Raw genomic sequence first — 23,097 nt, 5'->3', positions numbered from 1 at the left:
ACGTCATGGCGCGGGGCGAGCACCCGAGGCGGACGCCGGTCTACGGCGGGCTGCTGATCGTGGCGGCGATGGTCGGCGCCACCGTGGTGTGGGTCCAGGGGCGCGGCCTGCCCGGCTGGCTGCGCGCCGTCCTGTTGGTGCTGGCTCTCGTCGTGGCGCTGGCGGGCTGGCTGATGACCTTCCGCGACCTCAGCAACCCGCGCCCGCGTCGCTGAGGACGAGCGCGGGCTGCTGTGGCCGTCCCACCCCGCCGGCCGTCCCACCCCACCCCGCCGGCCGTCCCGATTCGTTGGTCATGGGGTTGTTGCGGGCGACACGCGAGGACGCGCCGTGACGGCCGGCAACATCCCCATGATCAACGGGGCGTGCGCCGTCAGGCGGGGAGGCGGAACCGGCCGTCGGGGGTCTGCTCGACCAGCCCGTCGACGAGCAGGGAGTCGAGGCACCGGGAGCGCTGCACGGCGTCGTCCCAGGCGCCGTCGAGCTCGACGGCCGCCACGGGCCCCTGAGCGGCTCTCAGGACGTCGAGGAGCCGCCCGCGCACCTGACGGTCGGTCCCGGCGAACCGCTGCACCCTGCGGGGCGGACCGTCGGACGCCGGGCACCCCGCCAGCCGCCAGGCGCAGCTGTGCCGCACCGGGCAGGCCCCGCACCGCGGCGTGCGGGCGACGCACACCAGCGCGCCGAGCTCCATGGCCGCCACGGAGAACCGCACCGCCCGTGCCGGGTCGGCGGGGGCCAGCGCGGCGACGTCGGCGAGGTCGGCGGTCCGCGCGGTGCCCGCCTCCGCCCGGCCGTGCACGAGCCGGGCCACCACCCGCCGCACGTTGGTGTCCACGACCGGCTGCGGCTGCCCGTGGCCGAAGCAGGCGACCGCGCGGGCGGTGTAGGTGCCGATGCCCGGCAGCGCCTCGAGGGCTGCCACGTCGGCGGGGACGGCGCCGCCGTGCCGCTCGGTGAGGGCGACGGCGGTCTCGCGCAGCCGCAGCGCCCGTCGCGGGTAGCCGAGCTTGCCCCAGGCCCGGATCACCTCCGCCGGAGAGGCAGCGGCGAGCGCGGCCGGCGTGGGCCAGCGCGCCATCCACTCCCGCCAGACCGGCTCGACCCGCGCGACGGGGGTCTGCTGGAGCATCACCTCGCTGACGAGCACCGCCCACGGGTCGACGTCCGGGCGCCGCCACGGCAGGTCGCGGGCGGCGTCGGCGTACCAGTCGACGAGGGCCTCGCCGAGGCCGGTCCCGGTCAGGGGCGGGGCGGTGCTGTCCACGGGGGTCCAGTGTGCCGCCCGGCGGGGACGGCGTGCCGACGCGGGAGCCCCCCGGTCGGCGCACTACGGTTCTCGGCGTGCTGCACCCGGTCGGCCCCCTCCCCGCGGCGGTCTACTGGCGGCGTCGCCTGCTGGTCCTGCTCCTGGTCGTGGCGGTGCTCGGCGGCGCGGGCTGGCTGCTGGTCGCCGCGCTCCGGGACGGCGGCAGCAGCACCTCGGCCGCCGCGGCGCCCACCACCGCCGCCGACGAGCCGGCCGAGCTGCCGGCCCTGGAGCGGGTGGTGCCCTCGCTGGCCAGCGTGCAGACCCCGACCCCCGCGCCCGAGACGACACCGGAGCCGGAGCCGGAGCCTGCCCGCGCGCCGGCACCCGAGCCGGGCGGGCCGTGCAGCGACGACGGGATCGGCCTGCAGGTGCGCACGCCGGGCAGCGCGCCGGCGGGCAGCAAGCCGACCTTCGAGCTGGTGATCACCAACGTCTCTCCGGTGCCGTGCGTGCGGACCCTCGACAAGGGCCTGCAGGAGATCGTGCTGCTCGACGGCGCCGGCAACCGGCTGTGGGGCAGCAACGACTGCTTCCCCGAGGCCAGCAGCGACACCCGCACCCTCGCACCGGGTGAGTCGGTCGCCTTCCCGCTGGTGTGGAGCGGCCTGTCCAGCGATCCCGGCTGCACCGCGCAGCGCACGGCCGTCGGCCCCGGGCAGTACCTGCTGCGCGGGCGGCTGGACACCAAGACCAGCCCCGACGCCGCCTTCGCCGTCACCTGAGGGACGGCCCCGGGCCGTTCAGCTGTAGCGGTCGAGGATCGAGGTCTCGGCCAGGCGGGACAGGCCCTCGCGGATGCCGCGGGCCCGGGCCTCGCCGACGCCGTCGACGGCGAGCAGGTCCTCGATCGTGGCGGCCAGCAGCTTCTGCAGCCCGCCGAAGTGGTCGACCAGGCGGTCGATGATGCCGGCCGGGAGCCGCGGCACCCGCGCCAGGAGGCGGTACCCGCGGGGGCTGACCGGGGAGTCCAGCGCGTCGGCCGACGTGGGCAGCCCGTAGCAGCGGGCCACGGCGGACAGGTCGAGCAGCTCGGTGGCCGACAGCGCCCGCAGGTCGGTCAGCACGCTCTCGATGGTCTTCGGACGGCGGGCCCCGCCCGGGAGGTAGTCGCGCACCAGGAGGCCGCGGTCCTCCTCCACGCCGGCGAGCATCTCGTCGAGCTGGAGGGCCAGCAGGCGGCCGTCGGTACCGAGCTCGACGACGAAACCCTCGATCTCGTCGGCGATCCGCCGGACCATCTCCAGCCGCTGGCTGACGCTCATCGCGTCGCGCACGGTGACGAGGTCCTCGATCTCCAGCGCCGACAGGGTGCTGGCCACCTCGTCGAGCCGCAGCTTGTACCGCTCCAGCGCGGCCAGGGCCTGGTTGGCGCGCGCCAGGATGGTCGTCGGGTGCTCGAGGGTGTACCGCCGGCCGGCGACGTACACGCTGATGATGTGCATCGACTGGCTGACCGAGATCACCGGGAAGCCGGTCTGGATCGCCACCCGCTCGGCGGTGCGGTGCCGGGTACCGGACTCCTCGGTGGGGACCGTCGGGTCGGGCATCAGGTGGACGCCGGCCCGGACGATGCGGGCACCGTCGTAAGAGACGATCACCGCGCCGTCCATCTTGGCCAGCTCGCGCAGCCGGGTGGCCGACAGGGCGACGTCGAGGGCGAAACCGCCGGTGCAGATGGACTCCACGACGCGGTCGTAGCCGAGGACGATCAACGCACCGGTGCGGCCGGCGAGGATCCGCTCCAGGCCGTCGCGCAGTGCCGTCCCCGGTGCGATGCGGCCGAGCAGTTCGCGGAGCGCGACCTCGGAATCCACGGCGGGGGGCACGAGCGCTCCTGACGTTCGGTGTGTTGGCGGCTGAGTCTACGTGGCCCCGACGGTACTGCTCCGGGTCCGTGAGCCACCTCACCGGATCCGGCGAGACACCGGACCCCGGCCGTGACGGAGAGTCAGAAGAAGTGGGCGAACGCGGCCCCGAGGTCGGGCACCTCGACCAGTCGCATGCCCTTCGGCGCGGCGCCGGCGTCCTCGGGGACCAGCGCGACCCGGTAGCCCTGACGGGCCGCCTCGGCCAGCCGGCGCCCCGTCCCGCCCACCCGCCGGATTTCGCCGGAGAGCCCCACCTCGCCCAGCGCGACCAGGCCCTGGGGGAGGGCGACGTCCTTGGCCGCGGAGGCGATCGCCAGCGCCAGGGCGAGGTCGGCCGCGGGCTCGGTGATCCGCACGCCGCCCACCGAGGCGGCGAAGACGTCGGCGTCGGCCAGGCGCACCCCGCCGCGCCGCTCGACGACGGCGTTGACCATCGCCACCCGCTGGGAGTCCAGCCCGCTGACCGCCCGCCGCGGCGACCCGCCCCCGCTGTTGGACGCGACCAGCGACTGCACCTCCGCCAGCAGCGGCCGGCTGCCCTCCATCGTCACGGTGACGCAACTGCCGGGGACCGGGGCGGCCCGCCGGGAGACGAACAGGTGCGACGCGTCGGGGACGCCGACGACGCCGCGGTCCCCGATCTCGAAGCAGCCGATCTCGTCGGCCGGCCCGAACCGGTTCTTGGTGGCCCGGATCAGCCGCAGGGTGGAGTGCCGCTCGCCGTCGAAGGAGACGACCACGTCGACGAGGTGCTCCAGGGTGCGCGGCCCGGCGATGGCGCCGTCCTTGGTGACGTGGCCGACCAGGATCGTCGTCATCCCGCGGCTCTTGGCCACCCCGGTCAGTGCGCTGGCCACCGCGCGCACCTGGGTGGACCCGCCGTCGGTGCCCTCGACGGCGGGGGAGCGCACCGTCTGCACGCTGTCGAGGACCAGCAGCGAGGGGTTCACCTGCTCCACGTGCGCGAGGACGGCGGACAGCTCGGTCTCCGCGGCCAGGTAGAGGCCGTCGTGCAGGGCGCCGATCCGCTCGGCCCGCAGTCGCACCTGGGCCGCGGACTCCTCACCCGACACCACCAGCGCCGGACCGTTGGCCGCGGCCACCCGGTGCGCGACCTCGAGCAGCAGGGTCGACTTGCCGACCCCCGGCTCGCCGGCGACCAGCAGCACCGCGCCGGGCACCAGCCCGCCGCCGAGCACCCGGTCGAGCTCGTCGATGCCGGTGGGGACCGCGCGGGCGGAGGCCAGCTCCACCTGGGCGATGGGGACGGCGGGGGCGGTCACCGGGCCGGCCGCCACGGACCGCAGCGGCGAGGCCGGGACGCCGACCTCCTGCAGCGTGCCCCACGCCTGGCACTCCGGGCAGCGGCCGACCCACTTGGCCGAGCCGTAGCCGCACTCGGTGCAGCGGTGGGCGGGGCGGGACTTCACTCCTGCAGAAGGCACCCGGCGACGCTAACCGCCGGGTACGACAGTTCCGGGGAGGACGCGGACGGGGCCCTCCGGCTACTCGGACTCGGTGTCCTGCTCGCCCTCGCGGCCCTCCGCGGCCCCGTCGTGGAAGTCGAAGCCCTCGCCGCGGGGCAGCGCGCGGTCGGGGGTGGCGACGCCCGCCTGGACGGAGACCTCGCCGGCGCGCTGGAAGGTCAGCGTCAGGTCGACGGTCTGGCCGGTCGTCAGCTCCTCCGACAGGTCGGCGAGGTCGACGGTGAGCGTGCCGTCGTCGCCGATCTGCACGCTGGAGCGGGCGGGCACGGGGATGTCGACCCGCGTGCTCGCGGTGGCGGTCGTCGGCGCGGCCGGTGCGCTGGGCGCGGCGGGGGCACCGGGCGCGGCCGGGGCCGAGGGCGTCGCGCCGGTGGTCGGCGCTGCCGAGGGGGAGCCCGGGACGGCGGGGGACGCGGTCGCCTGCCCGCTCACGATCACGCCGGTGAAGGCGTCGCCCTCGATGCCGACCAGGGTGTCGGCCTCGTTGCTGCCGTTCACGATCGTCATGGACAGGGACGCGTCGTCACCGGCGGCGTACCGGCCCTCGGTGGGGTACTCGAGCAGGACCTGGCGCAGGGTGATGTCGCCGGCCTGGGCCTCGGGGCCCACCTTGTCCCGGTTCTGGGTGGCGGTCTGCGAGACCTGCCCCGCGCTGCACGCGGTCAACGCGATCGGGCTGAGGAGCAGGGCACCCATCGTGGCGGCGCGCAGTGCGCGGTTCACAGCCGTCGACCTCCAGGGACGTGCCGGCCACCGCACGTCGATGGCCCTTGTCGCGCCGAGCCTAACGCCCGGCCCCGGGGACCCGCCCGGAGGGAAGGGGACGCCCCGGCGCGCCGTCGTCGCCTCGCACCACCCGACCGGGTGGTGCCGGTCCGGTTCGCCACGACGTCTGCCGATTCCCCTGGAGCAACGAGGGCGACGACGGGAGGCGGGATGCGGACGGGACTGCCGTTCGACGACGTCCTGGCCGCGGGCCGGGCGGGGGCCGCGTGGGCCTTCGAGGTCCTCTACCGGGACCTCGCGCCGGCCGTGACCGGCTACCTGAGGCTCCACGGCGCGGCCGAGCCGGACGACCTGGCCAGCGAGACGTTCATCGGCGTCCTCACCGGGCTGGCCGGCTTCCGCGGGGACGAGGAGGCGTTCCGCGCCTGGGTCTTCACGATCGCCCACCGGCGGCTGGTCGACGACTGGCGTCGCCGGGGCCGCCGTCCGCAGGTGACCGACGACGACGCGGTGCTCGGCGACCTCGGCGGCGGCGACGTGGAGGACGACGCGTTCGTCCGGATCGGCACCGACGACGTGCACCGGTTGTGCGCGACGCTGCCGACCGACCAGCGCGCGGTCCTCCTGCTGCGGATCCTCGGCGACCTCACCGTCGAGCAGGTGGCCTCCGTGCTCGGCCGCTCCGTCGGCTCGGTCAAGGCACTCCAACGCCGCGGGCTGCGCAGCCTGCGCAGCACCCTCGAGACGACCTCCCCCGAACGGGTGGGGGTCGGCGCGCACCCTTCTGGAGCCCTCCGGCGATGACGAGGACGAGATGACCACGCCAGCCGACGACCGAGCCCTCGAGGCGGCCTTCGACGCCGTCCTCGCCGGCCGCCCCGTGCCCGACGGCGCCTCCGGCCTGGCCGCGTTCACCGACGCGGTCCGGGCGGACGCCGAGGCTCCCGGGCGGCCGAACGCGGCCCTGGCCGAACTGCTGGCGACCGGTCTCCTCACCCCCCACCAGGAACCGTCCCCCGGGACGGCCGGGCGCCCCGCCCGGACCTCACGGAAGAGGCCTCGCATGCTGCTCACCACTCTCGTCGCCAAGATCGCCTCGGCCGGCGCGCTCGCCAAGGCCGCCGCCGGCACCGGCGCGGTCGTCGTCGCCCTGGCCGGTGCGACGACCGCCACCGTCGCCGTCGCCCGGGACGAGCCGGCCCCCGTCGTCCAGCCCGCCTCGGACGGCGACACCACAGCCCCCTCCGGGGACGCGACCGAAGGCGTCGACGACGCGACGCCGGGCGCCACCGAGGACCCGCAGGGCACCGGGACGCTGGAGGAGGCCGAGGTCCCCGAGGGGACCGAGGTGCCGGAGGAGACCGGGGTGCCGGAGGAGACCGGGGTGCCGGAGGACGCCCAGGAGCCTGTCGACGCCGAGGAGCCGGCCGACGAGGTCACCCCCGAGCAGGAGGCGTGGCAGGAGGGACCGGTCGAGGGCCAGTCCCACGGCTCGTGGGTGAGCGAGGGTGCCCGCCAGGGCTGGGTCGACGGCGGCACGGTCAGCGAGCAGGCCCACGCGCGCAACCAGCAGCGCAAGGACGCCCGCGAGGCCGAGCGGACCGCGGCGGAGGAGCCCGAGACCGAGGTCGAGGCGCCCGAGGCCGAGGAGGAGACCGCCGAGGCGGTCCCCGCGGCCGAGGTCGAGTCCCGCGGCAACGGCAACGGCAACGACAACGGTAACGGCAAGGGCCACGGCCGGAAGTGACCCCGGCGGTGGGGCCGCGCTCAGGTGACCGCGGCCCCACCGGCCAGCAGCAGCACCACGTCCAGGACGGTCAGCAGCATGACCGCCGGGAAGGCCAGCCGGCGGAAGCGCGGCGTACCGGCCAGGGCGGCCACGGCGACGGCGGGCACGGCGAGTGCCAGCCCGGCCCACCCGGCGGCCGTCGGCCGGCCGTCGGGACCCAGGACCAGCACCAGCGAGGCCGCGCCCAGCAGGACCGCACCGGTGACCGCCGAGACCCGCGCCCCCAGCCGGTGCGGCAGCCCGCGGACGCCGGTGGCGAGGTCGTCCTCGAGGTCGGGGGCGACGTTGGCCAGGTGGGCCGCGGCCCCCAGCGCGCCGCCGGCCGCCACGAGCCACCAGGGCGCGACCGGTCCTCCCGGGGCGGCGGCGACCACGCCGGCGGGCAGCGCCCCGAACCCGGTCACGTAGGGCACGACGGACACGGCGGTGCGCTTGAGTCCCGCGTTGTAGGCCCAGCCGCTGGCGACCAGGACGAGCAGCAGCAGCCCCGGCACGAGACCGAGGACCAGGGACAGGACGACGGCCGCGGCGGCCGACGCGAGGGCCAGCGAGCGCAGCAGCGAGGGGGCCACGGCGCCCTGGACGACCGGCTTGTCGGCCCGCGCGACGGCGCGGTCGCGGTCGGCGTCGAGCCAGTCGTTGCTCCACCCGATGGACGCCTGACCTGCGAGGACGGCGAGGGACAGCAGGACCACCCGCCCGCCCGGGACCCCTGCGGCGACCCCGAGGAGGGTGGCCACGACGGTCACCGCGACGGCCGGGCCGGGGTGCGTGGCCAGCGCCAGCGCGCGGGCGGTCACCGCCGGGCGGGAGGGGTGCGCAGGCACATCCACCACGCCGATGTCAACCCCTCTCGACCAGTTCATTCCGCCGCTGACCTGCGGGTTTACGAATTCGGGCCGTCCCCTTCGTCAGTTTCGCGTGGTAACCTGTGGACAGCGAAAGGGGTCACACACACATGGGCTTCACTGTCGGCGAGACCGTTGTCTACCCGCACCACGGTGCCGCGCTCATCGAGGCGATCGAGAAGCGGGTCATCAAGGGTGAAGAGAAGGCCTACCTCGTGCTCAAGGTCGCCCAGGGTGACCTCACCGTGCGCGTGCCGGCCGACAACGCAGAGATCGTCGGCGTCCGTGACGTCGTCGGTCAGGAGGGGCTGAACCGGGTCTTCGAGGTCCTGCGCGCCCCGCACACCGAGGAGCCGACCAACTGGTCGCGCCGCTACAAGGCCAACCTGGAGAAGCTCGCCTCCGGCGACGTCAACAAGGTCGCCGAGGTCGTCCGCGACCTGTGGCGCCGCGACAAGGACCGTGGCCTCTCCGCCGGCGAGAAGCGCATGCTCTCCAAGGCCCGCCAGATCCTGGTGAGCGAGCTCGCCCTGGCCGAGGGCACGAACGAGGACAAGGCCGAGGTGCTCCTCGACGAGGTCCTCGCCAGCTGAGCTCGTCCCCGCGAGTTCTCCTGCGCTCCAGCACGTCCAGACCACTCCCGTGCACGCTGTCGGCATCGTCGCAGCGGCCGGGAGTGGTCTGCGTCTGGGGGCAGATCGGCCGAAGGCGCTGGTGCCCCTGGGCGGCCGGCCGCTGGTCTGCTGGGCCGTCGACGCGCTCCGGGACGGCGGGGTGGCCGAGGTCGTCGTCGCCGTCCCGGCCGCCGAGCTCTCCGCCTTCGCCACCGTGCTGCCGACCGACGTCCGGCTGGTCGTCGGCGGCGGCACCCGCACCGCCTCGGTCCGGGCGGCCCTCGCGGCGGCCGACGACCGCTGCGACGCCGTCCTCGTGCACGACGCCGCCCGCCCGCTGGCCCCGCCCGACGTCGTGGCCCGGGTGCTGGCCGCGGTGGCCGCCGGAGCACCCGCCGTCGTCCCCGTGCTGCCGGTCGTGGACACCACGGTGACCGTCGACTCCGACGGGCTGCTCGCCGGCACCCTCCCGCGCGAGGAGCTGCGCCGGGTGCAGACCCCGCAGGGCTTCGACCGGGAGACCCTCGTCGCCGCCTACGGCCGGTTGCCCGACGACGCCGAGCTCACCGACGACGCCGCGGTGGTGCGCGCGGCCGGGGTCCCGGTGGCCACCGTGCCCGGTGACGAGCGGGCCGCCAAGGTCACCGTGGCGCACGACCTGGCGCTGGCCGAGCTGCAGGTCCGGCGGTGAACCAGCTCCCGCGGGTGGGGATCGGGGTGGACGTGCACCCGGTCGAGGCCGGGCGCGAGTGCTGGCTGGCCGGGCTGCTGTGGCCGGGCGCCGACGGCTGCGCCGGGCACTCCGACGGTGACGTCGTGGCGCACGCCCTGACCGACGCGGTCCTGTCGGCCGCCGGGCTCGGCGACATCGGCGGGCTGCTGGGCACCGACGACCCCCGGTGGGCCGGCGCCCGAGGGGTGGCGGTGCTGGAGCACGTCCGGGAGGTGCTCGCCGAGGCCGGCTGGCGCGTGGGCAACGCCGCGGTGCAGCTGGTGGGCAACACCCCGAAGGTCGGCCCGCGGCGGGCCGAGGCCGAGGCGGCGCTGTCGGCTGCCCTCGGCGCTCCGGTCAGTGTCACCGCCACCACCACCGACGGCCTGGGCCTGACCGGCCGGGGCGAGGGGCGCGCGGCGATGGCGACGGCGCTGGTGGTCCGGACCGGGTCGACGGACGCCGGGCCGGGCTGACAGTCGAACGCCCGAAGACTCCGCGCAGAGCCGGCGCTGCGCTCCGTAGACTCCGCGCAGTGAGCCTCCGCCTGTACGACACGGCCGCCCGCGCGGTCCGCGACTTCACGCCCCTGCGTGCGGGACAGGCCTCCATGTACGTCTGCGGGCTCACCGTCCAGGGCCCGCCGCACGTGGGCCACGTGCGGGCCGCGCTCGCCTTCGACGTCCTGCGCCGGTGGCTGGCGGCCAAGGGGCTCGAGGTCACCTACGTCCGGAACGTCACCGACATCGACGACAAGATCCTCGCCAAGGCCGCCGAGCACGGCGTCCCGTGGTGGGCGTGGGCCTACACCAACGAGCTGGCCTGCACCCGGGCGTACGACGTCCTCGGCGTGCTGCCGCCCACCTACGAGCCGCGGGCGACCGGGCACGTGCCGGACATGGTCGCGCTGATCGAGCGGCTGATCGAGGGCGGCCACGCCTACGCCTCCGACGGCGACGTGTACTTCGACGTCCGCTCCTTCGCCGGCTACGGGGAGCTGACCGGCCAGCGCACCGACGACCTGCAGCCGGCCGCCGACACCGACACCGACGAGCGCAAGCGCGACCCGCGGGACTTCGCGCTGTGGAAGGCGCACAAGGACGGCGAGCCGGAGACCGCCGGCTGGGCGACCCCGTGGGGACGCGGCCGGCCGGGCTGGCACCTGGAGTGCTCGGCGATGGCCGAGCGCTACCTCGGGCCGGAGTTCGACGTCCACGGCGGCGGGTTGGACCTGCGCTTCCCGCACCACGAGAACGAGCGCGCCCAGTCGATGGCCGCCGGCGACGGCTTCGCCCGCTACTGGCTGCACAACGGCTGGGTGACCCTCGGCGGCGAGAAGATGAGCAAGTCGCTGGGCAACACCGCGCTGGTCGACGAGGTGGTCAAGCGGGTGCGGCCGGTGGAGCTGCGCTACTACCTGGTCACCCCGCACTACCGGTCGACGATCGAGTTCACCGACGCGGCGCTGGAGGAGGCCGGAGCGGCCTACCGGCGGCTGGAGTCGTTCGTGAAGCGGGCCGCTGAGCGGGTGGGTGCGGACGCCGGCAAGGCGGACCTCGCACCGGAGTTCACCGCCGCCCTCGACGACGACCTGGGCACCCCGGCCGCGGTCGCGGCGATCCACGAGACCGTGCGGCAGGGCAACACCGCGCTGGCCGCCGGGGACGACGACGCGACCGCGGCGGCGCTGGGCTCGGCGCGGGCGATGCTCGACGTCCTCGGGCTGGACCCGCTGGACCCGCGCTGGGCCGCCGGCGCCGACGACCGGCTGACCGAGGTCACCGGCGGGCTGGTCTCGCTCGCGCTGGAGCAGCGCCAGGCCGCCCGCGCCCGCAAGGACTACGCCGCGGCCGACGCGATCCGCGACCAGCTGGCCGCGCTCGGTGTCCAGGTCGAGGACACCCCACAAGGACCGCGATGGGAGCTGAGCCGCTGATGGCCGGCAACAGCCAGCGCCGGGGCCGCACCAGCGGCGCCGGCAAGAAGGGCGCCACCGCCGGCACCGGCGGCAAGAACCGCCGATCCCTGGCCGGGCGCGGCGCCACCCCGCCTGCGGAGATGCGGCCGGGTCACCCCGCGCAGCGGCGGGCCCAGGCCGACGCGCGGCGCCGCGCCGAGCGTGACCGCAGCCGCCAGCGCTCCGAGGAGGCGCCCGAGCTGCTGCTCGGCCGCAACCCGGTCGTGGAGGCGCTGCGGGCGCACATCCCCGCGACCGCCCTGTACGTCGTCACCGGGGACACGCGGGCGGCGACCGACGAGCGGATCACCGAGGCGCTGCACCTGGCCAACGACCGCGGACTGCCGCTGCTGGAGGTCGGCAAGGCCGAGTTCGACCGGATGTCCGGCGGCGCGCTGCACCAGGGCATCGGGCTGCAGGTGCCGCCCTACGAGTACGCGCACCCCGACGACCTGCTCGACCTCGCCCGCGACTCGGGCCGGCCGCCCCTGGTCGTGGCGATGGACGGGGTCACCGACCCGCGCAACCTGGGCGCCGTCGTCCGGTCGGCCGCGGCCTTCGACGCGCACGGGGTCGTCGTCCCGCAGCGGCGGGCGGTGGGCATGACCGCGTCCGCCTGGCGCACCAGCGCCGGTGCCGCGGCCCGCCTGCCGGTCGCCCGGGCGGTCAACCTCGCCCGGGCGCTCGGGTCCTACCAGGACGCCGGGCTGATGACGGTCGGCCTGGCCGCCGACGGCGACGTCGACGTGTCGGAGTTCGACGGCTTCGCCGACCCGGTGGCGCTCGTGGTCGGTGCCGAGGGGACGGGGTTGTCCCGGCTGGTGCGGGAGCGCTGCGACGTCGTCGTCGGCATCCCGATCGCCCGCGACACCGAGTCGCTCAACGTCAGCGTCGCCGCCGGCATCGCGCTGTACGCCGCGGCGATGGCGCGCCGCCGAGCGGAGTAGGAGGGGCGCGGAAACCGCGCCGTACGACTCCGCTCAGCCGATGAGCTGGGCGATCGTGTAGATCACCAGGCCGGCCAGGCCGCCGACGACGGTGCCGTTGATCCGGATGAACTGCAGGTCCCGGCCGACCTGCAGCTCGATGCGGCGGCTGGTCTCCTCGGTGTCCCAGCGGGCCACGGTGCTGCCGACCAGGTCGGCCACGTCCCCGGAGAACCGCTCGACGAGGTAGCCGGCCGCGGTGTGCGTGTGCCGCTGCACCAGCTCGCGGAGGGTCGGGTCGCTCTGCAGCTTCTCCGCCAGCGTGCGGACCATCCCGGTCATCCGCGCCCGCAGCTCGGAGTCGGGGTCGCCGGCCGCGGTCAGCGCGGCGTTCTTCAGGTTGGTCCACAGCGACCCCGACCACGACCGGACGGCGGGGTGCTCGAGCAGTTCCTTCTTCAGCTCCTCTACCCGTCCCGCGGCGGCGGGGTCGGTGCGCAGCGCGTGCACGTAGGCGCGCAGCCGGGCGTCGTAGACCCGGCGCAGCTCGTGGCGGGGGTCCTCGCCGACCTCCTCGAGGAACCGCATCACCCCGGCGAACACCCGGTCGAAGACCCGGTCGTCGACCCAGTCGGGCACCCAGGCGGGGGAGGCGTCGCCGAGCTGGGCGCGGAACACCACCCGGTTGTCGTCGAGGAAGCGGGCCAGCCCGCGCAGCGCCGCCGACAGCACCTCCTGGTGGCGGTCGCCGTCGACGACCAGCTCCAGGGCCCGGGCGACGATCGGGGCGGCGGGGGTGGCGTGCAGCTTGCGGTCGACCAGGGCGGCGACGGCGGGCTGCAGGTCGTCGTCCCGGAGCAGGTCGGCGACCGACTGGAGGACGGCGGCGGCGTCCCCGGAGAGCCGCTCGGCCCGTCCCGGGGCGGCGAGGAAGCCGCCGAGCCGGCCGGGGACGTCGATGGTGGTCAGCTTCTCCTCGACCACGGCGCGGGTCAGGAAGTTCTCCTGGACGAAGGTGCCCAGGCTGGCGCCGATCTGGTCCTTCTTGCGCGGGATGATCGCGGTGTGCGGGATCGGCAGCCGCAGCGGGTGCCGGAACAGCGCGGTGACGGCGAACCAGTCGGCCAGCGCGCCCACCATCGAGGCCTCGGCGGTCGCCCGCACGTAGCCCACCCACGCCCCGGCGTCCGGGCCGAGCAGCACGCAGGTCAGGAACACCGCGGCGGCGGCCAGGAACAGCCCGGTCGCCAGCCGCTTCATGCGGGCGAGGTCACGGGCCCGCTCCGGGTCGTCGAGGGAGCGGGCCAGGGGCGCGGTCGCGGTCGGGCGGGGTGCCGGCACCTGACCGAGCCTAGGCACCCCGCCCCGGACCGCGCTGGTGCGTCAGTCGGTGGTGCTGCCCAGCGTGACGTCGACCTGGGAGGTGGCTTGGCCGCGCTGGACGGTGAGGGTGACCTGGTCGCCCGGCGTCGCGCTGCGGACGGCGGCGGTCAGCTCGGTGGAGGTGGTGACCACCCGGTCGCCGACGGCGGTCACGACGTCACCGGCCTGCAGTCCCGCGGCGGCGGCCGGACTGTTCGGCTGCACCTGCACGATCTGCGCGCCGGTGCCGATCTCGGAGTTGCCGTCGTCGGCCGCGGTCTGCGCGCTCACGCCGAGGAACGTCGTCCGGGCCGAGCCCGAGGCCATGATCTCCTGCGCGATCCGCTCGGCGGTGTTGCCGGGGATGGCGAAGCCGACGCCGATGTTGCCGCTCTCCGACTGCTGGCCGGGAGCGCCGGCGGCCACCGTGGCGATCGCGGTGTTGATGCCGATGACCTCGCCGGCGCCGTTGACCAGGGCGCCGCCGGAGTTGCCCGGGTTGATCGCGGCGTCGGTCTGCAGCGCGTCGATGACCGTCGCGTCGTCCTGCGTGGAGCCGGTGGCGACGGCGCGGCCGGTGGCGCTGACGATGCCGTCGGTGACGGTGTCCGACAGCCCGAGCGGGGCGCCGATCGCGACCGCGAGGTCGCCGACCTGCACGTCGTCGGAGTCGGCGAAGGTGGCCGGCGTCAGGTCGGAAGCACCGTCCAGCTTCAGCACGGCCAGGTCGTAGGTCGGCTCGGTGCCGACGACGGTCGCGTTGTAGAGCGTGCCGTCGGAGGTGCGCACCGAGATGGTTGCCGAGCCGGCGCTGCCGTCCAGGCTCACCACGTGGTTGTTGGTCAGCACGTAGCCGTCGTCGGTGAGGACGACGCCGGAGCCGCTGCCGGAGCCGGACTGGGCGGTGACGTAGACGGTCACCACGCTCGGCGCCGCCTTGGCCGCGGCGGCGGTCACGGCGGTCGCCGTCTCGGGGTTCGTGATGGTCACGTTCTGCGCGGCCGCGGTCGTGGTGCCGGTCGTCCCGCCGTCGTCGGTGAGCGCCACCACGCCCGCGCCGGCGCCGCCGCCGATGAGCGCGCCGGCGAGCAGGCCCGCGACGCCCATCCTCAGCCGGCCGGACCGCCGGCGGGGCTCCTGCGGCTGCGGCTCGGCAGGGGGCAGGGAGCCGGGCGGCGGCGGAGGAACGGCGCCCGGCTGCTGCCAGGCCGGCGGCGTCCACGGGGCTGCGGTGGGGGTGCCGTAGTGGTTCACGGTTCCTGAGTCCTCCTATCGGGCGGCGGTCCGCCGCCCTCGCGCAGACCACGATCGGCTGCCCGGCTGCCGCGGGGCTGACGGTCGGCTGTGAGGTCCCTGGACGCGTCAGCGGGGGACGTCGGGGAGCAGCCGCCCCCGGGCCACCAGCTCGGTCACCGCCCACACCGCGACCACCTGGGTCGCCAGCAGGCCGACCAGCACGAGCAGCTGCGCCGCGCCGGCCTCAAGCGGGCTGCCGCCGCCGAGGAGCACGCCGACGAACGCGCCGGGGAGGGTCACCAGCCCGACGGTGCGGGTCTGGTCCAGCCCCGGTACGAGGGCCGTGGCCGCGGCGGCGCGGCCGATCTCCAGGACGGCGTCCCGCCGCAGGAACCCGAGGGCGAGCGCGGCCTCCACCTCGCCGCGCCGCCCGGTGAGCTCGTCCCGCAGGCGGCGGCCGGCCAGCGAGGTGGCCGTCATCGCGCCGCCGACGAGGATCCCGGCGACCGGGATGACCGCCTCGCCGCGCAGCGGCACGGCCCCGCTGGCCAGCACCAGCGCCACCACCGGCCCCGCCCCGCCGACCACCGGCAGCGCGGCGGTGCCCACCCGGCGCAGCGCCCCCGGGGCCCGCAGCGGCAGCCCCGTCGCCCGGCCGGCGGCGGTGGCCGCCGCGACGGTGACCATCAGCGCCACGAACGCCGCCGACAGCAGCAGCGAGTGCACCACGACCAGCAGGACGGCGGAGACCACCCCCAGCTGGACGGCGGCCCGCAGCGCCGCGACGGCGACGGGGCGGTCCTGGCCCAGTCCCGACAGCCGGCCGACGGTCGCGGCGACGGCGGCGAGGACCACCAGCACCACGGCCAGCCGCGGACCGAGCTCGACGACGGAGGAACCCACGGGCGCCGATCCTGCCGGGCCGGTCGTGCCCGGCCGGACCGGCGGTCGGCGGCACCGCCGGCTCCGTCGCGAAGACCCGCCGACACGGTGGGTGCAAGCGCCGGTGTTCTGGGTAGGGGGCGGTCGGGTCGCTCTCCGCGGCCCGACCCCGAGTCCGGCAAGTCCTGGAGGCTGCCCCGTGCCCACCCGCGGCCCCCTCACCCGTCTCCTCCTCGGCCTCGTGCTGCTCTGCGGCGCCGCGTTCGCGGTCGTCGGCGGCCTGGCCCTGCCGCCCAGCGGCCTGGTCGCGATCGGCATCGCCGGGCTGGTCTCCGCCGGTCTGGCGTGGGGGATAGCGCGGGAGTCCAGCGGCCGGAACGGCCGGCTGGCGGTGGAGGCCGCCTGGCGGACCGCCGCGGCGACGGTCGCGGTGCTCCTCGTCCTCTCCGGCACCGCGACCATCGGCGGTGCGCTGCTCACGCTGCTGGTGGCCGCGGGCGGCGTGGCCACCGCCTTGGGGGTGTGGGCGCTGCGGTCGCGCCGCACCGCCACCCCGGGGCCGGGCGCGGCGCTCGGCCTGCCGCGGGTGACCGAGATGCCGGTCCTGCCGGTGGCCGACCTGCCGACCGGCGACCTGGGCCGCGAGTGGGTCCGGACCTCGACGGCGCTGAACGGCCCGCTGGACCCCGCGACGCGGCAGGCGCTGGTCCTGCGCCGGCAGGAGGCCCTCGACGAGCTCGAGCGACGCGACCCGGCCGGTTTCGCCCGGTGGCTGGCCGCCGGTCCCCTCGCGAGCAGCGACCCGGCCGGGTACCTCCGGCACGGCGACCCGGCCGCCTGACCGACCGCTGCCCGCCGGAGGTCAGTCCCGGCGTCCCGGCCGGCGGTGGAGCGCGTCGCTGACCGTCTGCCCGGCCATGTAGACGGCCGCGAGCAGCAGCAGGACCCCGGCCCCGAGCCGGAGGTTGTCGACCAGGAGCAGGACGACGGTCCAGGCGGCGGCGACGGTGACCGCGGCCAGGGCGAGGTTGACCACGAGCCCCACCAGGTGCCCGCGCAGCGTCGCCTCGACCAGCAGCACGGTGACGACGATGACCGCCGCGGGGACCAGCAGCCCGACGTCCCCGATCAGCAGCAGCAGGCCCAGCGCCGCGAACAGGACCGTGCTGGACGCCGACGCCCACACCAGCATCGCCCGGGCGCGCGCGCCGGTGTCCCGGTCCAGGGGCAGGGCCCGGTGGCGCAGGTGGTCGTGGGGGTGGGGCACGGGAGGCGGGGTGCCCGGGCTCCCGTCGTGGGCGTCGAGCTCGGCCGCCAGCTGCGCCTGCTGCGTCCGCAGCCCGGCGACCTGGTCCTGCAGCGCGGCCCGCACCCGGCTCGGGCGCTGGGCGGACCGGCCGGCGGCGCGGTCGGCGACGGTCGCGCTGCGCAGCTCCTCCCGCACGGCGTCCAACCGCGCGTGGACGCCGGAGAGCCGGGCCCCCAGCTGTCCGCGCCGGGCCCGCCACAGCGCGTCGGCCGCCCGGGGGGTCGGCGGCTCACCGTCGAGGTCGGCCCAGGCCAGCGGTGCGGCCCAGGACCGGCGCACGGCGCCGCTGCGCTCGTAGCGCGGCCCGGCCGGCGCGCGCTCGCCACCCCACGGGTCGCCGGTGTCCAGCCCCCACAGGCCGCGGTAGTCCCGCACCCAGCCGGTGTCGTCGTCGATCACCTCGCGGTGCCACTCCCGGTCCTGCCCCGGGCCGATGGACAGCCCGTCGCCGCGGCGGGAGTCGATGAACGGGATGCCGATGCCGGCGGCGTCCGGGTCCCACCAGGGCAGCACGCGGGCGACCCGCCGGCGTGGCCGGTCCAGCCAGGCGGGCAGCTCCGGGGCGACCGCGACGAGGTAGTCCCCGGGCAGGCAGGCCGCCGAGTGCGAGCCGGCGCCGACGTAGACGACCGGGTGGTCGCCGACGAGTTCCAGGTCGGGGTCGTCCCAGCGGCGCCGCAGGTCCGCGCCGGTCTCGTCGTGGCTGGCGAACAGCACCCACACCGGGGTGAGGGCCGTTCCCTCCTCGGCCAGGACGACGCTGACCTGCTCCCAGTCCGCCTCGTGGTCGTTGACCCCGCCGAAGGACGAGCGCCAGTCGTTCATCGGCCAGAAGAACCAGTACTGCAGGACGAGGTACCCGCCGTCGCGGACGACGTGCCCGTAGTAGTGGCAGGCGTCGGCGTCCGCGGCCGACCGGGTCTGCTCGTGGGCGGCTGCGGTCCACCCACCGGGCACCTTGCCGCGCAGGTGCAGCGAGAGCCGCATCAGCGCGGGGACCACCCGGGCCAGCAGCCCGGTGGCCGCCGCGCCGCTCGACGTCCGCAGCGGCTGGTACGTCCCGCTGCGCCGCCAGCGCCGGTGCTCCCGGCGGCCCATCGGCTGCTGGACGTAGCGCAGGGACAACGGCTCGCCCCGGTACCGGGCACCCAGCGCGGCCAGCGCGTCGGGCGTCAGCGTCCCCGGGCCGGCGAGGACGCGGGTCGATCCGCCGGACCCGCGCAGCAGCGCAGCCCGTTCGAGGTAGCCCGTCACCGAGCTGGGGTGGAACAGCTCGCCGCGGGTCAGCCGCACCACCGGCTCGTACCGCCGCAGCAGAGCGGTCGTGTCCTCGACCTCGAACGCAGGCACGCGTCACCTGCCCACAGCGCCACTCCGGCTCGCCGCACGTCCGGCTGTCCGCACGGGGCTGTCCTGGTGCACCGACCGCCAGACGCAGGCTGGACCCAGCCGCCCCGGTGGCGCAACACCCGCCGGGGCCTCGCGGGCGGCGTGGCGGCCACGTCGGTCAGGTCCCGGGCGACTCCCAGAACGACGACCAGTAGGGCTGGAGGCCGACGGCGTGGCACACGACGTCCGGACCGTGGTGCGGCCGCTGGCAGCGCATGTCCGCGCACAGCGGGTGCGTGTGCGGGCAGCGCTCGCCGTCGGCCGGGGTGGAGTGGCCGGTCAGGGGGACGTCGGGGGGCTCGGGTGGCGGTGGCGGCGTGCGCTCGCTGCCCGCGTGCGACCGGGAGTGAGCCACGCGGCTGTTCATGTGGTCGCCACCCCGATCGGCTGCGGAGGGGCCCCTCCGCCCGGTTGCTCGACCGGCGGGCCCCTCGGCCGCGGCGGTCGTCGAGGACGGCGCCGCGGCTCGACCCCCTGTTGCCCTGGCTCGCTTGACGCCAACCGCACCTCTCCGCGGGTCGCGGCGGGCGGGTGCCTCGATCCCCTCGACGCCCCCCTGGGCCGGGCTCTGCCGCCGGCCCTCCCGAGCCCGGGGCGCGCGTTCCCCCGTCCGGACGGTGCTCGGGCGGTGCAACTGCAGGTCGACCCGGCGTTTCCTACGGTGGGCGCGTGTCCGCGCTCCCGCTCCGGCCCGCCTCCGCGCAGGGGCGCCCGTGACCACGCCGACCGGGGACGTCGACTGGGCCGAGGCCGAGCGCGGGCAACGCCGGCTGGACCTGCTGGCGGCCCCGGTCCTCGTCGCCTTCCTCGCCGGCATCGTCCTGCTGACCGGCGGGTTCGGGCTCTGGACCGGCGGCAGCGCGTGGGTCGCGGTCGGGTCGGTCCTGGCACTGGCCGGGATGGCCGCTGCCGCCCAGTCCGGCCCGCGCGCTCGTGCCAGGCGCTCGGCCGCGTACCGGGTCCAGGTGGCCCTGCGTTCCCACGTCGACCCGGGACCGGCGGTGCGGGCCCGGGTCGACGGGCAGGCGCGCTACCTGGTGGAGGTGCGCTGGGCCGGCTGGTGCCTCCTGCTGGGACCGCTGGGCCTGCTCGTCGCCGGTCAGTGGGACCGCCGACCGGTGCTCGCGGCCGTGGGTGCCGTCCTGGTCGTCGGCGTGGCCGCCGGGTACACGCGCTGGTGGTGGGTACGGGTGGCCGATGCCCGGCGCTGGCTGGCCGACCCGCCGGGGCCGGCCCGGGAGGCGCCGCCCCCGACGACGGCCGAGCGCTGGCTGACCGGACGCCGGGCACTGCTGCTCTTCCCGGGCCTGCTGCTCCTGGTACTGCTCCTGGGGCTCGCGGTGGCGCTCGCATCGGGCTCCTGACCCGCGGCCCGCGGCGCGGCTCGACCCCCGAGCCGGCGCCGCCGGGGCTATCGTGATCTCCGGGCGAGCCTCACGCCCAACCCCAGACCGGTCCTCCACGCGGGCCGGCGACGCGGGGCAAAGGGGACTGCGAGAGCCTCGAGGCGCTGCACGGCCCGGACGTCCCACCCGATCGGATGTCACGGCTGCGGCGGCGCACGGCGCGTGGAGCCGTCGCCGCGGGCGCAGCCGGGAGAGTCCGACCATGACCACGGCCAAGCAGCTCAAGGCCCGCGTGCGCGCGCGGATGGCCCGGACCGGCGAGCGATACGCCGTCGCCCGGGCCCACGTCGTCGGCGGCGCCGTCGACACCGGCCCCGTCGTCGACGCCGGATGGGCCCTGCGCGGCGGCACCGACCCGGACACCGCAGCCCTGGCCAACGTGCTCGCCCACCGCCGGGTCACCGGCCCCGACGGGCCGCTGACCGAGCCGCTGCTGTTCGTCGTCGGCGGCGGCCTCGGCGCCGGCTACATCCTCTGGGAGTTCGCCCACGACGACGGTCGCGTGGTCACCCTCGGGTTCGCCAACTCCTGGCAGTACTTCGACCGGCGGCTGGCCACGACGGTCGACCGGCTGGGCCTGGACATCGCCTGGTCGCGCACCGGCGGCGCCGCGGGCGCGGCCCGGGCGCTGACCTCGACGCTGGCCGCCGGCGACCCGGCGATCGTCTGGCCGGACCGCTACCACCTCTGCTACTGGAACCTGCCGCCGTTCCTCGACGGCGGTGGCGGCCACCCGGTCGTCGCCTACGCCGCCGCGGGGGACCGGGTGCACGTCGACGACCGCACGCTGGCGCCGCTGACCGTGCCGGCCGCGGACCTGGACCGGGCGCGGGCCCGGGTGGGCAGCTACCGCAACACGATGCTCGTCGTCCGGACCGCGGACGCCGCCGTGCCGGCCGACCGGCTGCGCGCCGCGGTGCGCGCCGGGCTGGAGGCCGGCGTCGACCACCTGGGCGGGACGTCGACCTCCTTCGCGCTCCCCGCCTGGCGGAAGTGGTCCCGGCTGCTGGTCGACCGCCGGGCCGTGAAGGGGTGGCCGACGGTGTTCGCCGACCGGCGCGGACTGCTGCGGGCGCTGGCCAGCGTGTGGGAGGGCGTCGAGCCCGCCGGGATGGACGGCGGGCACCTGCGCGGGCTGTTCGCCGACGGGCTGGAGCAGGCCGCCGCCGTGCTCGACGAGCCGGGGCTGGCCGCCGAGGCGCCGCGGTGGCGGGAGATCGCCGACCGCTGGCACGCCCTCGCCGAGACGGCGCTGCCGGACGACGTCCCGGAGGTCGCCCGGCTGCGGACCCTCACCGCCACGGTCACCGGAGCGGTCGCCGAGGGCGACGCGGGCGCGGCGGAGCGGGCGGCGGCCGCCGAGGAGCTGTGGCGGCTGCGGGCCGAGCACGCCGACGCGCCTCCGCTGGACGACGAGTGCCTCGCGGCGGTGCTGGCCGACATGAGCGGACACCTGGCCGGCATCCACGACGCCGAGGTCGCGGCGGTGACCCGCCTCGGCGCCGTCCTGGGGAGGTGACGGCCCGCGGGCCGTGCCGAGGCTGACACGCCAGGCGCGGCCAGGTCCCCGGCGCCGCCGCGGGGTCGTCCTCCGCGGTGTCCCTAGACTCGTCCTGGGACGTGGTCCCGCGGTGTCCCGCCGGCGTGGCGCAACTGGTAGCGCACCCGACTTGTAATCGGGCGGTTGGGGGTTCGAGTCCCCCCGTCGGCTCCCGGCCGGGAGCGGGCCGGACGGCGTCCGGTCCGCCCCCTGCTGGTGTCAGGGTGCGGCCGGCGCTCCCGGCAGCGACTCGGCCAGGGCGAAGACCAGCGTGGCGTGGGCCGCGGCGTCCCCCAGCTCGTCGAGCGCCTGCGCCGAGACGTTGTCGAAGTCGTCGCACGCCTGGTGGTAGCAGGCGTCGTAGGCGACCCCGGCCGTGCCGCCGTAGAGGGCTGTCTGCGCCTCGGTCTTGAGGCCCTCCGCGCCGGAGAACAGGCCCCCGGCCGGGATGCCCTGGGCGATGAACGGGCCGTAGTCCGACCGGCCGTCGAACGAGGTGGGCTCGGAGGTCAGGCCCTGCGCGGTGAAGTAGTCGGTGAAGACCTGCTCGACGGCCCCGCTGCCGGCAGGACCGGTGGGCGGGATCGACGAGCCGTCCCCGTCGTAGACGAAGCGACCGTGGTTGGGGCTGCCCAGCATGTCGAAGTTGAGGTTGAGCGCGATGCGGCTGCGCTCTGCCTCGCTGAGGGTGGACACGTAGTGCTGCGCGCCGAGCAGCCCCGCCTCCTCCGCGCCCCAGAAGGCGAACCGGACGGCGTTGCGCGGGTGCACGTCGAGCTCGTCGAGCTGCTCGGCGATCTCCAGGATCGTCGCCGCGCCGCTGCCGTTGTCGTTGATGCCCGGCCCGGCGGCCACCGAGTCCAGGTGGGCGCCGACCACCACGACGCGGTCCTGGCTGCCCTCCGGGGTGTCGGCCAGGACGTTGTACGTGGTCCGGGTCTCCGACAGCGTCGAGGTGGTGAGCTCCACCCGCACCTCGCCGGCGGCCAGCAGGCCGGTCAGCTCCTCGCCGACGGCGTAGCTGGTGCCCAGCACCGGGATGGCCGAGTCCTCCGGCATCGGGGTGCCCAGGGTCCCCTTGAGGACCTCGGTCCGCCCCTCCTGGCCCTCGTTGAAGATCAGCAGTGCCGAGGCCCCCGCGGCCGCCGCCGTGGCGGCCTTCTGGCCGAACGGGCAGGTGCCCCGCTGCACCAGGGCGACGTTGCCGGGCACGAAGCCGGTGTAGTCCTCGGGCTCGCACCCCGCGGTCGAGGAGTTCGCCGGGCCGGTCGGCGGGACGACGTTGTCGGCGACCGCCTGGACGGGGGCGCTCACCGAGCCCGACGCCGAGTAGGTGGCCACGGCGAAGTCCTCGGCGGTGTACTCCCGCCCGCTGGGCGCCGTGCGCCGGAACGTGGCCGGCGCGGTCTCCTGGAAGAACGGGAAGGTGAACTCCTGCCGGGTCACCTCGTACCCGGCGTCCTCCAGTTGGTCGGCGACGTAGGCGCCGGACGCGTCGTACCCGGGGCTCCCGCTGGCCCGGTTGCCGCCGTTGGCGTCCGCGATCGCCTGCAGCGCCGCGAGGTGCTCGCTGATCCCGTCGACGGTCACGGCCTCGCGGAGCGCGGCGGTGTCGGTGTCGGCGGCCGCGACGGCGGGGGCGCTGGCGAACGCCGGGGAGGCGAGGACGAGCAGGACCGGGGCCGCCCAGCGGCGTCGGAGTGGTCGGTGCACGGGGGCTCCTCCGTCCGGGGA

23 protein-coding genes and 1 tRNA gene are annotated in these 23,097 nt (G+C 76.4%); 13 read left to right on the top strand and 11 right to left on the bottom strand.

The genetic code is table 11. The features are described 5' to 3' along the window. Positions 1 to 5 precede the first annotated feature (5 nt). Positions 6 to 215, top strand: coding sequence for a hypothetical protein (locus ACI789_RS03455; protein WP_457006738.1), 210 nt, complete (start codon positions 6 to 8; stop codon positions 213 to 215). Between the two features lie 158 nt (positions 216 to 373). Here ACI789_RS03455 and ACI789_RS03450 read toward each other — a convergent pair whose 3' ends face one another. Further along, positions 374 to 1,267, bottom strand: coding sequence for an A/G-specific adenine glycosylase (locus ACI789_RS03450; RefSeq protein ID WP_457006737.1), 894 nt, complete (start codon positions 1,265 to 1,267; stop codon positions 374 to 376). 77 nt (positions 1,268 to 1,344) lie between these two features. On the opposite strand from ACI789_RS03450, the gene ACI789_RS03445 reads away from it, so the two are divergent. Continuing rightward, the gene (locus tag ACI789_RS03445; protein ID WP_457006736.1) at positions 1,345 to 2,034 is read left to right on the top strand and encodes a MucR family transcriptional regulator; all 690 of its coding nucleotides are present in this window, start codon (positions 1,345 to 1,347) and stop codon (positions 2,032 to 2,034) included. A gap of 18 nt (positions 2,035 to 2,052) precedes the next feature. Here the strand turns inward: ACI789_RS03445 and disA are convergent, their stop codons facing one another. The 3 genes from disA to ACI789_RS03430 all read right to left on the bottom strand — a co-directional run bounded on the left by disA (position 2,053) and on the right by ACI789_RS03430 (position 5,390). Next, entirely contained in the window at positions 2,053 to 3,138 is a 1,086-nt protein-coding gene (gene disA / locus ACI789_RS03440; RefSeq protein ID WP_456917035.1) for a DNA integrity scanning diadenylate cyclase DisA, read from the bottom strand. A gap of 122 nt (positions 3,139 to 3,260) precedes the next feature. After that, positions 3,261 to 4,625, bottom strand: a complete 1,365-nt coding sequence (gene radA / locus ACI789_RS03435; RefSeq protein WP_457006735.1) for a DNA repair protein RadA — start codon at positions 4,623 to 4,625, stop codon at positions 3,261 to 3,263. 60 nt (positions 4,626 to 4,685) lie between these two features. Then, the gene (locus ACI789_RS03430; RefSeq protein WP_457006734.1) at positions 4,686 to 5,390 is read right to left on the bottom strand and encodes a hypothetical protein; all 705 of its coding nucleotides are present in this window, start codon (positions 5,388 to 5,390) and stop codon (positions 4,686 to 4,688) included. A gap of 213 nt (positions 5,391 to 5,603) precedes the next feature. Between ACI789_RS03430 and ACI789_RS03425 the strand changes: the two genes are divergently transcribed. Next, entirely contained in the window at positions 5,604 to 6,197 is a 594-nt protein-coding gene (locus ACI789_RS03425; protein WP_457006733.1) for an RNA polymerase sigma factor, read from the top strand. A gap of 10 nt (positions 6,198 to 6,207) precedes the next feature. After that, complete coding sequence (locus ACI789_RS03420; protein ID WP_457006732.1) at positions 6,208 to 7,140, top strand: hypothetical protein; 933 nt, start codon at positions 6,208 to 6,210, stop codon at positions 7,138 to 7,140. A gap of 20 nt (positions 7,141 to 7,160) precedes the next feature. On the opposite strand, the gene ACI789_RS03415 is transcribed toward ACI789_RS03420, so the two are convergent. After that, complete coding sequence (locus ACI789_RS03415) at positions 7,161 to 8,018, bottom strand: UbiA family prenyltransferase (protein WP_457006731.1); 858 nt, start codon at positions 8,016 to 8,018, stop codon at positions 7,161 to 7,163. Positions 8,019 to 8,140: 122 nt separating this feature from the next. Between ACI789_RS03415 and ACI789_RS03410 the strand changes: the two genes are divergently transcribed. From ACI789_RS03410 to rlmB, 5 genes are read left to right on the top strand one after another with little or no spacing between them, the layout of a single operon-like run. Next, positions 8,141 to 8,623, top strand: coding sequence for a CarD family transcriptional regulator (locus tag ACI789_RS03410; protein ID WP_097206868.1), 483 nt, complete (start codon positions 8,141 to 8,143; stop codon positions 8,621 to 8,623). A gap of 49 nt (positions 8,624 to 8,672) precedes the next feature. Beyond that, on the top strand, positions 8,673 to 9,335 hold the full coding sequence (ispD, locus tag ACI789_RS03405; protein ID WP_457006730.1) for a 2-C-methyl-D-erythritol 4-phosphate cytidylyltransferase: 663 nt from the start codon (positions 8,673 to 8,675) through the stop codon (positions 9,333 to 9,335). Continuing rightward, entirely contained in the window at positions 9,332 to 9,832 is a 501-nt protein-coding gene (gene ispF / locus ACI789_RS03400; protein ID WP_457006729.1) for a 2-C-methyl-D-erythritol 2,4-cyclodiphosphate synthase, read from the top strand. The genes ispD and ispF overlap by 4 nt, the downstream gene beginning before the upstream one ends. Positions 9,833 to 9,891: 59 nt before the next feature. Beyond that, complete coding sequence (cysS, locus tag ACI789_RS03395; protein ID WP_457006728.1) at positions 9,892 to 11,292, top strand: cysteine--tRNA ligase; 1,401 nt, start codon at positions 9,892 to 9,894, stop codon at positions 11,290 to 11,292. Then, positions 11,274 to 12,260: a 23S rRNA (guanosine(2251)-2'-O)-methyltransferase RlmB gene (gene rlmB / locus ACI789_RS03390; RefSeq protein ID WP_456917044.1), complete on the top strand. Its 987-nt coding sequence runs from the start codon at positions 11,274 to 11,276 to the stop codon at positions 12,258 to 12,260. Before cysS ends, rlmB begins: the two co-directional genes overlap by 19 nt. A gap of 33 nt (positions 12,261 to 12,293) precedes the next feature. On the opposite strand, the gene ACI789_RS03385 is transcribed toward rlmB, so the two are convergent. From ACI789_RS03385 to ACI789_RS03375, 3 genes are all read right to left on the bottom strand, one after another. After that, positions 12,294 to 13,580 carry a DUF445 domain-containing protein gene (locus tag ACI789_RS03385; protein WP_457006727.1) on the bottom strand — a complete coding sequence of 429 codons (1,287 nt, stop codon included), beginning with the start codon at positions 13,578 to 13,580 and terminating at the stop codon, positions 12,294 to 12,296. A gap of 42 nt (positions 13,581 to 13,622) precedes the next feature. Beyond that, entirely contained in the window at positions 13,623 to 14,855 is a 1,233-nt protein-coding gene (locus ACI789_RS03380) for a S1C family serine protease (protein ID WP_457006726.1), read from the bottom strand. Positions 14,856 to 14,963: 108 nt separating this feature from the next. Beyond that, positions 14,964 to 15,740 carry an ABC transporter permease gene (locus tag ACI789_RS03375; RefSeq protein ID WP_457006725.1) on the bottom strand — a complete coding sequence of 259 codons (777 nt, stop codon included), beginning with the start codon at positions 15,738 to 15,740 and terminating at the stop codon, positions 14,964 to 14,966. Between the two features lie 178 nt (positions 15,741 to 15,918). Between ACI789_RS03375 and ACI789_RS03370 the strand changes: the two genes are divergently transcribed. Further along, positions 15,919 to 16,560 (top strand): hypothetical protein, encoded by a 642-nt coding sequence (locus tag ACI789_RS03370; protein ID WP_457006724.1) that lies wholly within the window; start codon positions 15,919 to 15,921, stop codon positions 16,558 to 16,560. A gap of 21 nt (positions 16,561 to 16,581) precedes the next feature. Here the strand turns inward: ACI789_RS03370 and ACI789_RS03365 are convergent, their stop codons facing one another. After that, a complete protein-coding gene (locus ACI789_RS03365) occupies positions 16,582 to 18,378 on the bottom strand; it encodes a hypothetical protein (protein WP_457006723.1) in 1,797 nt (598 codons plus the stop codon). A 157-nt stretch (positions 18,379 to 18,535) separates the two neighbouring features. Continuing rightward, positions 18,536 to 18,784, bottom strand: a complete 249-nt coding sequence (locus ACI789_RS03360) for a hypothetical protein (RefSeq protein WP_457006722.1) — start codon at positions 18,782 to 18,784, stop codon at positions 18,536 to 18,538. A gap of 346 nt (positions 18,785 to 19,130) precedes the next feature. On the opposite strand from ACI789_RS03360, the gene ACI789_RS03355 reads away from it, so the two are divergent. The 3 genes from ACI789_RS03355 to ACI789_RS03345 all read left to right on the top strand — a co-directional run bounded on the left by ACI789_RS03355 (position 19,131) and on the right by ACI789_RS03345 (position 21,534). Continuing rightward, the gene (locus tag ACI789_RS03355; protein WP_457006721.1) at positions 19,131 to 19,781 is read left to right on the top strand and encodes a hypothetical protein; all 651 of its coding nucleotides are present in this window, start codon (positions 19,131 to 19,133) and stop codon (positions 19,779 to 19,781) included. 244 nt (positions 19,782 to 20,025) lie between these two features. Next, positions 20,026 to 21,342 (top strand): BtrH N-terminal domain-containing protein, encoded by a 1,317-nt coding sequence (locus ACI789_RS03350; protein ID WP_457006720.1) that lies wholly within the window; start codon positions 20,026 to 20,028, stop codon positions 21,340 to 21,342. Positions 21,343 to 21,461: 119 nt separating this feature from the next. Next, positions 21,462 to 21,534, top strand: a tRNA-Thr gene (locus tag ACI789_RS03345). A 48-nt stretch (positions 21,535 to 21,582) separates the two neighbouring features. Here ACI789_RS03345 and ACI789_RS03340 read toward each other — a convergent pair. Continuing rightward, complete coding sequence (locus ACI789_RS03340) at positions 21,583 to 23,076, bottom strand: M28 family metallopeptidase (protein ID WP_457006719.1); 1,494 nt, start codon at positions 23,074 to 23,076, stop codon at positions 21,583 to 21,585. Between the last annotated feature and the right edge of the window lie 21 nt (positions 23,077 to 23,097).

The sequence above is a fragment of the Geodermatophilus sp. SYSU D00965 genome (assembly GCF_054050075.1).
This window is presented reverse-complemented; position numbering and strand designations above follow the sequence as displayed.

Excerpts from the sequence above, each read along its gene's own strand:
- ACI789_RS03455 (WP_457006738.1), top strand. The coding sequence starts at position 6 with ATGGCGCGGGGCGAGCACCCGAGGCGGACGCCGGTCTACGGCGGGCTG.
- ACI789_RS03425 (WP_457006733.1), top strand. The coding sequence starts at position 5,604 with ATGCGGACGGGACTGCCGTTCGACGACGTCCTGGCCGCGGGCCGGGCG.
- ACI789_RS03420 (WP_457006732.1), top strand. The coding sequence starts at position 6,208 with ATGACCACGCCAGCCGACGACCGAGCCCTCGAGGCGGCCTTCGACGCC.
- ACI789_RS03410 (WP_097206868.1), top strand. The coding sequence starts at position 8,141 with ATGGGCTTCACTGTCGGCGAGACCGTTGTCTACCCGCACCACGGTGCC.
- rlmB (WP_456917044.1), top strand. The coding sequence starts at position 11,274 with ATGGGAGCTGAGCCGCTGATGGCCGGCAACAGCCAGCGCCGGGGCCGC.
- ACI789_RS03360 (WP_457006722.1), bottom strand. The coding sequence starts at position 18,784 with ATGAACAGCCGCGTGGCTCACTCCCGGTCGCACGCGGGCAGCGAGCGC.
- ACI789_RS03350 (WP_457006720.1), top strand. The coding sequence starts at position 20,026 with ATGACCACGGCCAAGCAGCTCAAGGCCCGCGTGCGCGCGCGGATGGCC.